Genomic DNA, 15913 nt, shown 5'->3' on the forward strand with positions numbered 1-15913 from the left:
ATTATGAAAATACTGAAAAATAAATTCGCAGCTTTGGTGGCAGGCGTGTTCATGTTTTCCGCATGTCAACCATTCTCTGAATATGAGAATAATCCCAACTCGGCTTCTCAAGGGCAGGTGCCTCCTACTTTACTTCTTAATACAATTATTAAGAACACTTTAGGGTGCTATCGTCCCTTGATTGGAGTACAATGTGGTTGGTCACAATATGTTGCATCTATATCAGCACAACAGGGTGATCTTGAGTTCCAAGGTTATTTGGGAGGAGAGGCAGGATTAACTTACCATATTATGCGTGATGTAGAAGCAATGGAATTTGAAGCTGATCGTGTAAACTCCCCTGCATATAAAGGGGTGGGGAATTTTTTTAAAGCTTGGAATTATCTTGACATGACTATGCAGATGGGTGATGTACCTATGACTGAGGCAATGAAAGGACAGTCTGAAGCTAATTTTACACCTAAATACGATACTCAAAAACAAGTGTTTCAGAATTGTTTGAGTATGTTGGAAGAAGCTAATTCAATCTTGGCACAAGCAGCACAAGAGAAGGTTTCGTTAGGTAGTGGAGATCTCATCTTTAATGGAGATGTGGCACAATGGCAAAAAGCTGCAAACGCTTTAAGGCTTCGTACATTAATTAATCTGAGTAAACGTTCTGATGATACCGATTTAAAAATCAAAGAACAGTTTGCAGAGATTGTGAATAATCCCACAAAATACCCGCTTTTGGGTTCAAATGCAGACAATGTTGTTTACCGTTGGTATGATATTGAAGATAATCGTTATCTGTGGTTCTATTTGAAAGCTAATGTTGATTATTATAGAATTGGGAACACTTATTATGATTTAATTAAGAAATATAATGACCCACGTATTTCTGTAATTGCTGAACGTACAAAAGTTGCACAAGATGCTAATCCTGACAATTCTAACTTTGATGTGAACGAGTATGGGGGAGTAAACTCGAACGATCTCTACGATGCTATTTATGCAACTCGTGAACAAGCCTCAACTTTTAATCGTGAATATTATTGTACACCTGTAGGGGAGCCTATGATTTTGTTGGGTTATTCAGAACAGTGCTTTAACATTGCCGAGGCTATCAATCTTGGTTGGATTGAAGGTGATGCCGATGCTTATTACAAAGCGGGTATACGAGCTTCTATGGAATCTTACAATCTTGATGAGGCTGTTATTTCTGACTATATCAACAGTTCTGTGGTTGCTTACAATAACGATTTAGAGCAGATTCTTAATCAGAAATATATTTCATTCTTCAATAATTCAGGTTGGGAGCCTTTCTATAATATGCGCCGTACAGGAGTTCCGGCATATCAGATTGGTAGTAATATGAGTAATCCTAGCGGTAAAGTTCCTGTGAGGTGGAGATATCCAAGGGCTGAATACCAAACAAATGAAGCTAATGTGAAAGAAGCGATCAAACGGCAATACAATGGTTCGGATGATGTAGATGATATTATGTGGATTTTGAAATAAGTGTATAGTTAGAATTATTGAATAGTTATGGGGAGGCATCAATGCCTGTATATATACATTGATGCTTCCTTTTGCTATTATTTAATATTGTATTAGTTTTTTCTTTAGCTCCATTTGGTGGTATAAAGATTGTTTGTTTACTGAGAAAATAAAAATACTAATGAAAAAGTTCTTCTTATATTTCATTCTGAGTATCGTTTGGTGCACAGCATTGCAGGCTGGTGAAATTCAGAATAATGACGATGCACGTCAATACAGTGCTGAAGCACGTCCTTGGGTGTGGTGGTTTTGGTTAGGAAATGTGGTAACAGAAGATCTAATTGATAAGCATATGGACGCATATGCAAAAGCTGGATATGGTGGTGTAGTAATTATAGCTACGTATGGTGTGGAAGGATACGAGGAAAAACAATTAATGTATAGGAGTGATGAGTGGTATAATATGGTGAACTACACATTGAAGAAAGCTAAACGATTGAATATGAAGGTCGATATAGCGCTTTCTTCTGCATGGCCGTTTGGAGGTAAACAGGTTACAAAACAAGATGGGGCTAAATTTTTAAAACGCTCATTGAGTTTCGAGGCGAATGGGACAATCGATAAGTTTTTAATAGATGATAAAGATGATGAATATATTATTGCAGTATCAGCTTTCTCAAATGATGGTGAATATCTTGATTTGACTCCTCAGATCCGTGCAAGTGGTAAATTGAAAACATCTCTTCCTAAAGGAAAATGGCGAATAGAAGCAGTAATAGGAGGGTATACTAACCAACGTGTTAAACGTTCTTCTCCAGGAGGAGAAGGACTTGTTTTAGATAACTTTGATAAAAATGCACTGCGTAACTATTTGAAAGATTTTGAAAAAGATCTGATACGTATGAAAGGTATTCGGGCGGTATTCAACGACTCATATGAGGTATACGGTGCTGATTATACTACTACATTTATTTCAGAGTTTGAGAAAAGACGTGGATATTCTCCAAAGCCATATCTCTCTCTCTTGTTTGATAAGCAGCAAGGTGAACTGCATGAAAGGTTTCTTTGTGACTATCGTGCTACGATGGCAGATTTGATTTTGGATAATTTTACCACGGAATGGACTCATTGGAGTAATGAGAATTCCTTTCTTACTATGGAACAGGCCCATGGAAGTCCTTCAAATGTTTTGGATATGTATGCTGCGGCAGACATTCCTCAGTGCGAATCGTTTGGTCCCAGTTGCTTTAATATAGATAAAGTGCGAGTGGATGAGGATACACGACGAGTTCCTTATAAAAGACCTGATGTGTTACATATGAAATTTGCTTCATCAGGTGCAAACCTTATGGGAAACCGACTGGTCTCGAGTGAGACTGCTACATGGTTGACTAATCATTTTCGTACTGCCCTCTCTCAAGTAAAGCCTGAGGTGGATAAGCTTTTTGTAGCAGGTATAAACCATATACATCTTATTAGTTCCACTAATACACCTTTAGATTCAGAATACCCTGGTTGGGTGTTTTATCCAGCCCCGGATTTTGGTCCTCGATCATCATTGATGGATTATATGCCTGATTTTAGCCTTTATGTTTCAAGAGTACAGAATGTTTTACAGCAATCTGAAAATGATAATGATATATTGCTTTATTATCCAGTATCCGATTATTTTAGTGAAACTAAAGAAGATTTGGGAGTACTCACCATGATGGACCATCTTACTACTAAATGGGGATTTGACTGGCCGTTTGCTGTAACTGGTCGTAATTTAAAAAATGCAGGTTATCAGTTTGATTATGTGTCTGATAAATTGTTACAAGGCATGACTGTGGATAATGGAATGATTAAAAGTCAAGGTGGACATCTATATAAGGCCGTAGTAATTCCAGCATGTAAGCGTATGCCTATTGAGACTATGACTAAATTGTTGCAGTTGGCTAAAAGTGGTGTTTCTGTTATATTTGATAGTTCTATGCCTCTTGATGTTCCTGGACTTCATAAAGTGAGTGAAAAACTGCTGACACTTAACAATCTTCGTGAATCCATGAGAAGTGTTCCTCAAGTATTTATTACAGAGAATGTCGATTCTGTTTTACATAGACTTGAAATTCCCAAAGTAGGATTTTCTACAGTAGGACTGGATTTTATTCGTAAAAGCTACAAAGAAGGAAAAGTATATTTTGTTGCTAATCAGGATAGTAAATTCAATTATGGCGCTATTATGCTTGATGCTAAGTATAAAAAAATAACAGCTTACAATCCTCTCACTGGTGATTTTTATAGGCTTCCTACAATAGGAAAGGAGGGAAGTAATAGTGAAATACGAATTCAATTGTTGCCTGGAGAAGCAATTATAATCTTTGCTGATAATAGTATACAGAAAGCCGAAGCTTACAATGAATACATAGGAAAAAGCTATCAGTTAAAAGGGGAATGGACTATTTCTTTTGGAGAAGAGAAAAATCCTCCTGCCACTTTAACGACAACTAAGCTGTGTAGTTGGACTGAGTTGGGTGACAGCACGCATTGTTATTATAATGGGGTAGGATCTTACAAATTGACATTCGATTTACCAAAAGGTTTAGAGAATTCTACAAAATTACGGTTGAAATTTTCTGATGTTCGTGATATGGCTGAAGTGTTTATCAATGGGAAATCAATAGGAAGAACTTGGTGTGTTCCTTATTTATTGGATTTTGATGCTAAACTTTTAAAGCGGAAAAATAATAAAATAGAAATAAAAGTGAAAAATATAGCTACTAATAAAATAATAGGTATGGATCGCCACCATATTAAATGGAAAGAATGCTATATTAGTGACCCCAAGCGTGGTGATTATAATACCACTAATTGGCAGTTAGAAGAATCAGGACTGATAGGTGATATATATTTAATAGGTAATTATTAATATACAAACAAAATGAATAATAAAATAAAAAGTTGGGTTTTAAAGAGTATGGTAATTTCATTGCTCTTTCAAAGCTTTTCTATACAAGCACAAGAATTGAAACAAAAACTTTCTGACTTTACTGCAACCGAACGTCCATGGCTTTGGTGGTACTGGTTGGGTAGTGCAGTGGATTGTGCAGGGTTGGACTGGCATCTGCAACAGTTTAAAGAAATGGGTTATGGTGGTGCCAGCATTGCAGCCACATATGGGGTTGATGATTATAAAGAGAAGTTTATTCCCTTTATGAGTCAAGACTGGATTAGAATGTTGAATTATACTGCTACTAATTTTAAAAACAACGGGCTGGCAATTGATGCATCACTTACTTCTGCCTGGCCTTTTGGAGGACCTAATGTCACTCCTGAAATGGGTGCTAAATATTCAGTTGTGACTCGCGTATTTACAGCAATACCCAAAGAAAAAGTAAATATCCAAGTAGATACTTTGGGCAGAGGTGAAATTCAGGTACTAAGTGCTTATTCTACTGATGGAGAATATATAGACCTTACTCAGCATATTAATAAAGATGGTATATTGTCTTACACATTTCCTGCAAAAAAATATGATGTATATGCTTTATTTTCTTGTCCTACCGGACAACGGACAAAGCGTTCAGGATTAGGAGGTGAAGGGTTGGTAATAGACCATTTTGATAAAAATACGGTTCAACAATATTTGAAAAGGTTTGATGCTCTGTTTCAGTCACGGTCAGATTTGCGCTCAACTTTCAATGATTCATATGAGGTTTATGGAGCTGATTATACTCCTGTATTGCTGGATGAATTCAAAATACGTCGAGGTTATGATCTAAGAGAAGTACTTTACTTACTTGATCCTTCGAACAGAAGTGATGAAGCGCGTAGAGTATTGTGTGATTATCGTGAAACTGTGTCTGATCTTTTATTGGATAATTTTGTAAAAGTATGGCATGAGTGGGCAAATAATCATGGAGTAAAGACTGTGGAACAAGCTCATGGAACTCCGGCTAATTGGCTTGATCTATATGGTGCTTCAGATATACCTCAAACTGAATCGTTTGGCGCCAGTCCGCTGAATATAAAGAATGTGCGGATTGACAAGGTATATAACGAGAAATCTTTTGGTCGCCCGGATAAGATGCTATTAAAATTTGCATCATCGGCATCGCATGTAATGGGTAAGTCTCTCACGTCATCGGAAACTGCTACTTGGTTGGGTGATCACTTTAAGGTGGCATTATCACAGGCAAAACCACAAATTGATGAGTTGTATATTAGTGGAATCAACCATATAATGTTGACTTGTGGCGCTTATTCACCCAAAGAAATAGATTTTCCAGGATGGAGGTTTTATCCTGCAGCTAATTTTGGAATAACCAGTGCTTTCAAGGAAACAATCCCTAACTTTTCACTCTATGTTGCGCGTTGCCAACATCTACTACAAAATAGTTCAACAGATAATGAGGTACTACTTTATGTACCTATGCATGATTTTTGGACAGAATCGGACGATGAAGATAGTCGAAGTAAATTAAAGATGTTTACCATACACAATCCTGACACTTGGTTCTACCGTCAGGACATTGGTGATATTGCACGTACAATGAAACGTGAGGGCTTTGATTTTGATTATATATCCGATAGGCAGATTGTAATGTCAAATGCTGTCAATGGTAAAATAGTAACGCCTGGAAAATCAGTTTACACTACTATTGTTGTGCCTTGCTGCAAGCGTATGCCACTTTCTACGTTACAACAACTCAGGCTGTTTGCAGAGAAAGGCGTTCAAATTGTTTTTGCATATAGAATGCCTCGTGACATTCCAGGTTATCATGTCTCTGAAAAACAACGTAAAGAATTCTATTCATTGTTGGATGAGATAAAAGGTTACAATAATGTGCAAATAGATGCTCAGTTTTGCAATGCTATTAAACGTTCTGGTGTGGTACAAGAGAAATTTGGCACTCAAAACTTGGAATTCATACGTATGCGGAATAAACAAGGCATAATTTACTTTGTAGCTAATCAAAGTAATGAATTTGAAGAAGGTTGGGTTAAACTCGGTAAAACTGCAGAGAATATAACGCTTTATAATCCGTTGACAGGTGAAGAGGGGGTAGCTAAAAAATCAGATAAGGGAATTTATTTGCAATTAAAGCCGGGGGAATCCTGTTTTATCAAATTATTTGCAGATAGCAATACTTCTGCATGGAACTATCATAATGCAATTGCTTCTTTCCGTATAGATGGTGATTGGAATGTATCTTTCAAAGAAGGGAAACCGCAACTTCCTGCCTCCTATCATACTACTACTATAGGAAGTTGGACTGAGGCTCCGGATACTATGGCGCAGTATTTTAGTGGTATAGGAGTATATGAAACAGTTTTCAATCTGCCAGAAGTGAAATGTGACAATTATCAACTTGCTTTAGGTGATGTTCGTGAAACAGCTAAAGTTTGGATAAACAATCAATATGTTGGGGAATTGTGGTCAGTACCGTTTGAACTGAATATTAATGCTTCTTTACTTAAAAAGAAGAATAATAAACTTCGTATCGAGGTACGTAACCTTGATGCAAATAGAATGATATGGATGGATCGTAATGAAGTGAAATGGCAAACATTTTTTTTAGTGGATGTTGCATATCGTAACTTTAGTGCTGAACTGTGGGATAGTGTTCCATCGGGAGTGTTGGGCCCAATAGAATTAAGATGTTGTAAACATGAAGATTGACTGAAAAATAAAATAACATACAATTTATGAAAAAAGTATATTTGTTTATGATTTGTTGCATGATGCCACTGATGGTATTGGGGCAATATTTCAATGTGAATGATTATGGAGCTGTTGGGAATTATACACTTTGCACGGAGGCATTCCAAAAGGCTATAGATGTTGCTTCTGATAAAGGAGGCGGGAAAATTATTGTACCTGCAGGCAATTATGTAAGTGGTCCTTTATTCTTGAAAAGCAATATTGAGTTTGAAGTCTGTTCTGGAGCCACAATTTATTTTAGTAATGATATAGCAAACACACCTATTATAGATGGATCTTGGGAGGGTATTGAGCGAAAAGTATATGCTTCACTCTTTACAGGACATGATCTGAAGAATGTGACAATCACTGGTCGTGGACGAATTGACGGACAGGGAAAGGCATGGTGGGATGCCTTTTGGGAAACTGATAAAATGCGTACGGCTGCAGGTATTCGAGAACGTGAACCTGAAAACCCTGAGGGTTCACCGTTGAAGTATCCACGTCCGCGTATGATTAATTTATACCGTTGTGAAAACGTGAAAATTTCGGATTTGACTATAACTAATTCTCCCTCATGGACAGTACACCCAGTGTATTGCCGAAATGTTATTATTAATGGCATTTCTATTATTCAACCTTATGAATCCCCTAATACAGATGGTATTGATCCAGACTGTTGTAATGGAGTGAGGATTTCAAACTGTTATGTCGATTGTGGTGATGACTGTATAACATTGAAGTCTGGTTATAATGAGCATGGACGCAAGAAAGGTCTTTCATGTGAGAATATTACTATATCGAATTGTACGTTTGCTCATGGACGTAGTGCAGTGGGAATAGGTAGCGAAATGTCAGGAGGTATAAAAAATGTAACAGTTATGAACTGCGTTTTTAAAGGTACGTTACGTGGTTTACGTGTGAAGACTGGGCGTGGACGAGGTGGAACAGTAGAGAATATTTTTGCAAGTGGAATCATCATGGAGAATCTGCGTGAAGGTATTTCAATTGATATGGGGTACGAGGGGATTAGTGGGAAGATTTATCCAGTAACAGAATCAACTCCGTTCTTCAAAAATATTCGTTTCAAAGACATTATTGGGACGAATATAGAGCAGGCTATTAATATTATAGGATTGGCAGAAGCTCCTCCACAGTCCATTTTGTTAGAGGATATTCGCATGGAGTGTAAACAAGGGTTAGAGGCCAGTTATGTGAAGAATTTGACTCTACGTAATATAGAATTACTGAATATAAATGGAAAATCATCATTTAATATAACGCATGGTAATCAAATTGTACTTAGTAATTTGATAGGTAATACTACTTCAAAAGATACTCCTGTTATTGATGTATTCCGCACAGAAGGAGTATTGTTGAGGGATTGTGTAATGCCTATGCTTGATGAAACTAAATTTATCAATCTAAAAGAATGTAGTAATGTGAGATATGTGGGTAATCAGTTCCGCAAATAATAATGAAGTCTATGTTTATTTTTAAAATGAGAAATATGGGAAAATGTGTAAAAATATTATTTAGTGTAATTATTGTTGGTTTTCTATTTATTGCCTGTGAGTCAGTCAATGAACCCCGTTTGCTTCCGGCATTAGGTGATGAACCGCTTAGTAAGGAGTTTTGTGTAAGTGTTAACGGAGTGAAAGCGGCTGTTGAGAAAATGGCAAAATTGGATATTCCTATTCATTACACACAAGTGGTTTGTGATGGAAAGGCAAGTATAAAGATTATGGTAACAGTTCAGGAAGATATTCAAAGTTATCGCATAAGCCCATTAAGAAAAGATATTCACGGTGAAGTTGTTGGAAATAAGTTGACTTTTACGGTCGATGGACCTGGATTTTTTATGGTAAAAATTAACAATATGGAGGATCTTTATCTGCTTATTAATCCATTTATAGACTACCGGTCTGGGTTTAAGAATCAGGCTCTTGTGAATATAAAGGATTATGATATAGACGGTACAGGAAATGCGCTTTGTACAGATAAAATACAGCAGGCCATTGATGAAACAGCTCAAAAAGGGGGTGTGCTGTATTTTCCTAAAGGTATTTATCGAACTGGACAGCTTAATATGCGCAGTAATCTTACATTATTTTTGGCAGATGATGCGTTGATTATGGGCAGTGTTAATCCTAATGACTATCAGGAGAAATGTTTGATTCGTATAGATAGCGTAAGCCACTTTCGCATATTGGGATATGGCACAATAGATGGAGCCGGTTGGAGTGGATTGCGCAAAAATGGTGCTCGTGAATTTTATTTAGTTTATGCTTCTAACTGTAAGGATATTGTTTTCGATGGTGTTGTACTTCGTGACCCTACTTTTTGGAATACTCGTGTGTATCGTTCAGAGCAGGTACATTTCAGAAATCTCAAGGTGTTGAATAATCGCCCTGTGAGAAATTGGACCAATACAGATGGAATTGATTTTGATTCATCGAAAGATTGTTCACTCATAAATGCAGTTATTCATGCAGGTGATGATAATGTGGTCGTTAAAGGGCTAGACAATGAACGAATTTGGACAACTGAAAATATTTTGTTTGACAGGATTCTGACTATGAGTAACTCGGCTGCTGCGAAGATTGGTACTGAAACTTGCGTGAGGAAGTTTAGTAATATTACGTTCAGTAATATTGATATCTTGAAGTGTAAAAGAGCAATGGTTATCAATGCATTCGACTCCACTCATATTGAAAAAGTACGATTTGAGAATTTTTATATTGAAAGTTTTGAATTTCCAGGTAATGAAGCCCCTAGGTTAATTGATTTTGAAATTACTGATAAAAGTTGGCGTGAATGTACTGGAAATTGTACAATTGATGGAGTAGAAGTTAAAGATATACATATATTAGCGAACATGGATGGGGTAGAATCGCAAATATTAGGCAAAAATGCACAGTTCTGTATTAGAAATGTAAATATTGCAGGCTGTACTGTGCAAGGAAAGCCCGTTTCTGCAGAAGAAGGTTTGAATTTAAAAATCAATGAATTCGTAAAGTAAATTTGAGAACCTATCACTATTATATTAATAAGTAGAGTTTATAAATATGAAAATTATACGTATCTGTTTAATGGTCCTGGTAATGCTTTTGAGTACTACACTAAATGCAGATGTACGACAATATCATTTTTCACATCTTACAATGGATGATGGTTTGTCTCACAATGACATTACTGCCATTATGCAGGATGCGTATGGATTTATGTGGTTTGCTACACGCGATGGCTTGAATCGTTATGATGGTAGCAAAGTGAAAGTTTATAAGGGTGAATGTTCCCCAAATAATTCTCAAGACATAAATAGTATTTTTTCACTATGCTTGGCTCCAGATAGTACACTTTGGATAGGTGCTCAAGGTATCCTTTGTTATGATACTCAAGGAGACTCTTTGAAGCAGGTACATATCAAAACTGCAGATGGACGTACTCCCAAAGGAATGATTCTGTCTGTAAAGGCAAATGCAAAAGGTGTTTTATTCTTTTTGGAAAAGGATGAAGGAATATATAGTTATAATCCCCAAACTTGTAAATGTCAATTTTATCCCTTTAGCAATTTAAAAGTTGGGGAGACAAATATCACTGCTACAGCTATGTGGATTGATAATGATGATAATGTTTGGATTGGTGGTGATAAAGAGTGTTTGATACAATTCGATTATACAACAGGAAATTATCATACAGTTAAAATAGATTGCCTTAATGCCGAGAATGATGGTATGCAGGTAATAACCGGCAATGGACATTTTATCTATATGGGCTTTCAATACTCAGGTGTAGTGAGATACGATTTAAATGATAAGACCACTCAATGTTTGAAAATAGGGGAGGGGATAGGTGAGTCTCTTTATGTACATGATATACAAATAAGTGAGAATGGGCTTTGGCTGGCAACAGAAACAGGGTTGTATCTTTATGATGAAATACAAAAGAAGGCATCAAAATGTGTAAATGATTATTTTGATAAGCGTTCGCTTTCTGACAATGCTATTTATGCTGTCTATCGCGATAGTGAGAATGGACTATGGGTTGGTACTTATTTTGGTGGCATCAACTATATGTCCATTAACGAGAATCGGTATATTGAATCATATTATCCAATAGTGACTAGAATATCTCTTAGAGGAAGGGTTGTAAGAGAAATAAGGCCAGACTCCATGGGCAATCTTTGGATTGGAACAGAAGATGCTGGTTTGAACTACTTTAATTCTCAAGAAAAAAATATTATTCCTGTTGATGCCCATTTGGAACATTATAATGTTCATGGGCTATGTGTAATTGATGATGAACTTTACGTGGGAGTATACTCTGGTGGACTTAATGTTTATAATCTGAATACTGGGGGGGTGAAAAGGTATTACATATCAGACGAGCGTTACAATGTACAAAATTCAATTTATGCTATTTATCAAGATAGAAAAGATCGTATTTGGATATGCACGCAAGGTGGATTATATTGGTTTAGTCCTAAGGATGGGACATTTACGCAGGTGAACGGATTTTCTAATATGTATGTACATAATATTTGCGAAGATCGTCATGGTAATATTTGGCTTGCCTCGGTAGGTAGAGGACTTGTATGTTATACTTATGATTCAAAAAGAATTGATTTTATTTCTGAGATTCAAAAACAAACCGGACATTTAATTAATAAGATTGTGGATGTTTATGAAGATAAGGATGGTTGGTTATGGATGGGCACAATTGGACATGGTTTATTATGTTATAACCCTGAAGATAAACAATTTTCTCACTATACTATTGAGGATGGTTTCCCTGATTATACAGCTTTCAGCCCAATTCAAGATGACTTTGGGGATATTTGGGTAGGAACTAATCGTGGTTTAGTACGACTTAATCCATCGTCTGGTAATATTCGGGTATTTACCAAAAGTGAGGGATTGATTTCCAATCAATTTAATTATAACTCTGCATATAAAGATAATCATGGAAAGCTTTATTTTGGAACTATTGGAGGTTTAGCTGTTATTGATCCTCTCAATGTTAAAGATGATTTAAGTTTTCCAACTGTATATCTAACGGGATTCCAAATAAATAATAAAGAAGTTATTCCTGGAGTAGACTCGCCTTTGAAGCATTCCATTATTCATACAAATAAATTGGATTTAGAATATGACCAAAACTTTATTAGTTTTGATTTTGCTGTATTGAAATATGCGGCAACTACAAATGATGCTTGTTGTGTAAGGTTGGAAGGCCTTGATAAAGATTGGTCTTACACAGATATGCAGCGTATTTCATATTCAGATTTACGTCCAGGTAAGTACATATTACAAATCAGGTCTAAAAATAGTGCAGGACAATGGCATGAAGCTCGTTCACTTACTATACATATACATGGTCCTTGGTGGAAAAGTGTGTGGGCATATACTATTTATTGCGTATTGATATTGGTATTAATCGTGATTTTCATGTCCTACAATCAGCAGAAAGTGAATAAGAAGCATCAGAAGTTAATGCAAGAGTTGGAACATGAAAAGGAACGTGAATCTTACCATGCTAAATTGGAATTTATTACCAATATAGCTCATGAAATAAAAACTCCGCTTACTTTAATAAAGACTCCGCTAGAATACATAATGCGTAATAAATCATTAGATGAGAATACGCAGGAAACGTTGGATACTATGATGAGAAATACGGAGCGTTTGCTTTCACTTACTTATCAGTTACTTGATTTTCAGAGAGTGGAAACAAGAAGGGTTCAATTGAACTTTGAACGTGCTGATATAAATCTGTTACTTAAGTCTATTTATAGGCGTTTTAAGTTGCCGAGTGAACAGCATGGCCGTAAGTTCTCATTATTACTGCCCGAAGATTCTCTATATGCTGATGTAGATTTGGAAGCATTTACAAAAATTATAAGTAATTTGTTTACAAATGCTTCAAAATATTCAATTTCAGAAATCAAGGTAGAATTAACCGCTGTAACAAATAGCAGTTTTCGTATTATTGTTGAAAACGACGGGGAATTGATTGAGCCAACAATGAGAGAAGCTATTTTTGAACCTTTTGTGCAAGTTTCATCTCAGGGACCGATAAGTTCCGGGAGAGGGCTGGGGCTGCCATTGGCACGTTCTTTAGCACAATTACATGGAGGTTCACTGATACTTGATACCGCGTGTATAGAACGAAACCGATTTGTGCTGAACTTACCAAGTTACCATCAAACAAGAGTAGATGATGTTGAACCGAAAGATGAAGAACCTGTTACCATGACAAATTTGAAGTTTTCAGAGAAGTCAGCTATGCTGATTGTTGAAGATAATATAGAGATGCAGGACTTTATATCGAAACGTTTGATGGATAAATACGATGTGTATAGGGCTGTTGATGGTTTGGAAGCATTGAAAGTACTTAAGGAGTTTGATATCGATATTGTTGTAAGTGACATAATGATGCCCAATATGGATGGTATGGAGTTACTCAAAAATATTAAGGAGACTGTAGAATACAGTCATATTCCTGTAATTTTATTAAGTGCTAAATCGGATTTGGAGAGCCGTATAAATGGATTAGAATTGGGAGCAGATGCCTATATCGAAAAGCCGTTTTCTTTAGAATATCTTATGGCACAAATTCAAAATCTGCTTGTAAATCGGAAGTCCATTAAAGAGTTATTCTACAAACGCCCTTTCATTGAAGCAAATGTTGTAGCACTTACAAAAACAGATGAGTTATTCTTGAAGCAAATGAATGAAATTATCGAAAAGAACATAGATAATACACAATTTAGCGTGGATGTACTGACAGAAAAAATGAATATGAGCCGTTCGAGCCTACACCGAAAAATAAAGGGGGTGACAGACCTTACGCCTAATGATTATATTAGATTGCAACGATTAAAACGTGCGGCTTCTCTATTGTGTGAAAGTGGTTATAGAGTTAATGAGATTGCATCCCTTACTGGATTTACTAGTGCATCTTACTTTACAAAGTGTTTTCATCAACATTTTGGTATGCTTCCTAAAGAATTTATAAAGCAATCTGGAAGTAGTAGTAACTCGACAGAATGAAATAGAATTAGAATAATGAATTAACTTTTAAATAATAGACTAAGATGAACAAAACAATTTGGGTACGTACGTATCTTGCATTATTTTTACTAATGTTTTCGTTTAATGTATCTGCGCAAAAAACGTTTAAGAACCCTATTCTTCCAGGATTTCATCCGGATCCTTCTGTTTGTAGAGTGGGGGATGATTATTACATGGTAACTTCTTCGTTTGAATGGTTCCCGGGTTTACCCATTTTTCATAGTAAGGATCTGGTAAACTGGGAGCAGATAGGGCACGTGCTTGATCGCCCTTCTCAATTACAAATGAAAGATGGCTTGAAGGCATCGAATGGATTATGGGCGCCTACCATTCGATATCATCAAGGCAAATATTATGTGATTTGTACAGCTACAGGGTGTGGAGGCAATTTTTTTGTAACAGCAGACTCTCCCGAAGGACCTTACTCAGAACCCATCTTTATTAAAGATGCACCTGGTATCGATCCATCTCTATTCTTTGATGAAGATGGGACTATGTGGTACTGTGGTAGTATTAATGGAGATAATAAAATACCGCCCCGTCGTTATCCGGCTGAAGATCGTATTTATGTGCAACAACTCGATCCGTCGACAGGGCAATTTATTGGCGAACGACATATAGTTTCAAGCGGATATGCTATCAATAGCCCTTATGCTGAGGCACCGCATATATATAAAATTAGAGGGAAGTACTATTTGATGATTGCTGAAGGTGGCACATGGGAGAACCATGCTGTGTCTATTTTTACTGCGGATAATGTTGTTGGTCCATATACTCCGTTTGTTTGTAATCCTGTACTGACGCATCGTCATTTAGGCAATGATATTGACATTACTACAATAGGCCATGCAGACTTGGTACAAACTCAAAATGGAGATTGGTATAGTGTGATGCTTGGTGTACGACCTGTAAATGGATTTAATATGTTAGGACGTGAAACCTTTTTGACCTCTGTAGAATTTCAGGGAGACCAGCCTATTTTTAATCCGGGAGTAGGAAGGGTACTCATGGAAGAACAATTTCCTAAACTTCCTGAATGTCCAGTAATAAGGCCTGATAATAAGGATGAATTTAATGGACAATCATTAGCTTATTGCTGGAATTTTTTGCGTACTCCTTTTGAGAAGTGGTATGAGTTAAAAGATTCTAAACTCCAAATCAACCTGAGACCTCAGCGTGTAAGTGAGTTGGTGAATCCTTCTTTGATTGCTCGTCGCGTGGAACATCATAAGTTTTATACAGCTTGTGCCATGCAATTCAATCCAAGCAAGCCCAATGAGGAGGCAGGTATGGTAATTATGCAAAATGATCGTTTTCATTATCGTTTGACTATAGCGGGTAAAGGAGATACTCCTCGTGAACTGAGGTTAATTCAAGTCAAAAATGGGAAAGAAGCCATATTAGCTCATGTTCCGTATAGAGCAGACAATATCATTCTTTCTATTCAAGGTGATGGGTTGAAATATGCTTTTTACTACGGTGAATCAAGTGAGAATATGCGTGCGCTCTGTGAAGAGGTGGATGCAACTGTTTGTAGTACGAATGTGGCTCGTGGTTTTATCGGTCCATATGTGGGTATGTATGCTTCCAGTAATGGAGAAGTAAGTAAACGAACAGCGACATTCTCTTGGTTTGAATATACGGGATTTTAATTTGAAAAATAATAAATATAACG

7 protein-coding genes are annotated in these 15913 nt (G+C 36.6%); all 7 read left to right on the forward strand.

Features of this window, described 5'->3' with window-relative positions:
* The first annotated feature begins 3 nt into the window (after nucleotides 1-3).
* The 7 genes from DW121_RS05485 (at nucleotide 4) to DW121_RS05515 (ending at nucleotide 15890) form a co-directional block, all read left to right on the forward strand.
* Nucleotides 4-1500, forward strand: a complete 1497-nt coding sequence (locus DW121_RS05485; protein WP_118323218.1) for a SusD/RagB family nutrient-binding outer membrane lipoprotein — start codon at nucleotides 4-6, stop codon at nucleotides 1498-1500.
* A 160-nt stretch (nucleotides 1501-1660) separates the two neighbouring features.
* Complete coding sequence (locus DW121_RS05490; RefSeq protein WP_118323287.1) at nucleotides 1661-4387, forward strand: glycosyl hydrolase; 2727 nt, start codon at nucleotides 1661-1663, stop codon at nucleotides 4385-4387.
* Nucleotides 4388-4399: 12 nt separating this feature from the next.
* On the forward strand, nucleotides 4400-7141 hold the full coding sequence (locus tag DW121_RS05495) for a glycosyl hydrolase (RefSeq protein WP_118323219.1): 2742 nt from the start codon (nucleotides 4400-4402) through the stop codon (nucleotides 7139-7141).
* Between the two features lie 26 nt (nucleotides 7142-7167).
* The gene (locus tag DW121_RS05500) at nucleotides 7168-8637 is read left to right on the forward strand and encodes a glycoside hydrolase family 28 protein (protein ID WP_233555773.1); all 1470 of its coding nucleotides are present in this window, start codon (nucleotides 7168-7170) and stop codon (nucleotides 8635-8637) included.
* Between the two features lie 11 nt (nucleotides 8638-8648).
* Nucleotides 8649-10184: a glycoside hydrolase family 28 protein gene (locus DW121_RS05505; RefSeq protein WP_233555774.1), complete on the forward strand. Its 1536-nt coding sequence runs from the start codon at nucleotides 8649-8651 to the stop codon at nucleotides 10182-10184.
* Between the two features lie 46 nt (nucleotides 10185-10230).
* Nucleotides 10231-14217, forward strand: coding sequence for a hybrid sensor histidine kinase/response regulator transcription factor (locus DW121_RS05510; protein ID WP_233555775.1), 3987 nt, complete (start codon nucleotides 10231-10233; stop codon nucleotides 14215-14217).
* A gap of 44 nt (nucleotides 14218-14261) precedes the next feature.
* Nucleotides 14262-15890 carry a glycoside hydrolase family 43 protein gene (locus DW121_RS05515; RefSeq protein ID WP_118323222.1) on the forward strand — a complete coding sequence of 543 codons (1629 nt, stop codon included), beginning with the start codon at nucleotides 14262-14264 and terminating at the stop codon, nucleotides 15888-15890.
* Nucleotides 15891-15913: the final 23 nt, after the last annotated feature.

This window comes from Bacteroides sp. AM10-21B (assembly GCF_003472565.1).
Lineage (GTDB): Bacteria > Bacteroidota > Bacteroidia > Bacteroidales > Bacteroidaceae > Bacteroides > Bacteroides propionicigenes.

Bases quoted from the DNA above. Each gene is read 5' to 3' on its own strand.
- DW121_RS05510 (WP_233555775.1), top strand. From the start codon at position 10,231: ATGAAAATTATACGTATCTGTTTAATGGTCCTGGTAATGCTTTTGAGT.
- DW121_RS05490 (WP_118323287.1), top strand. From the start codon at position 1,661: ATGAAAAAGTTCTTCTTATATTTCATTCTGAGTATCGTTTGGTGCACA.
- DW121_RS05515 (WP_118323222.1), top strand. From the start codon at position 14,262: ATGAACAAAACAATTTGGGTACGTACGTATCTTGCATTATTTTTACTA.
- DW121_RS05495 (WP_118323219.1), top strand. From the start codon at position 4,400: ATGAATAATAAAATAAAAAGTTGGGTTTTAAAGAGTATGGTAATTTCA.
- DW121_RS05485 (WP_118323218.1), top strand. From the start codon at position 4: ATGAAAATACTGAAAAATAAATTCGCAGCTTTGGTGGCAGGCGTGTTC.
- DW121_RS05505 (WP_233555774.1), top strand. From the start codon at position 8,649: ATGTTTATTTTTAAAATGAGAAATATGGGAAAATGTGTAAAAATATTA.
- DW121_RS05500 (WP_233555773.1), top strand. From the start codon at position 7,168: ATGAAAAAAGTATATTTGTTTATGATTTGTTGCATGATGCCACTGATG.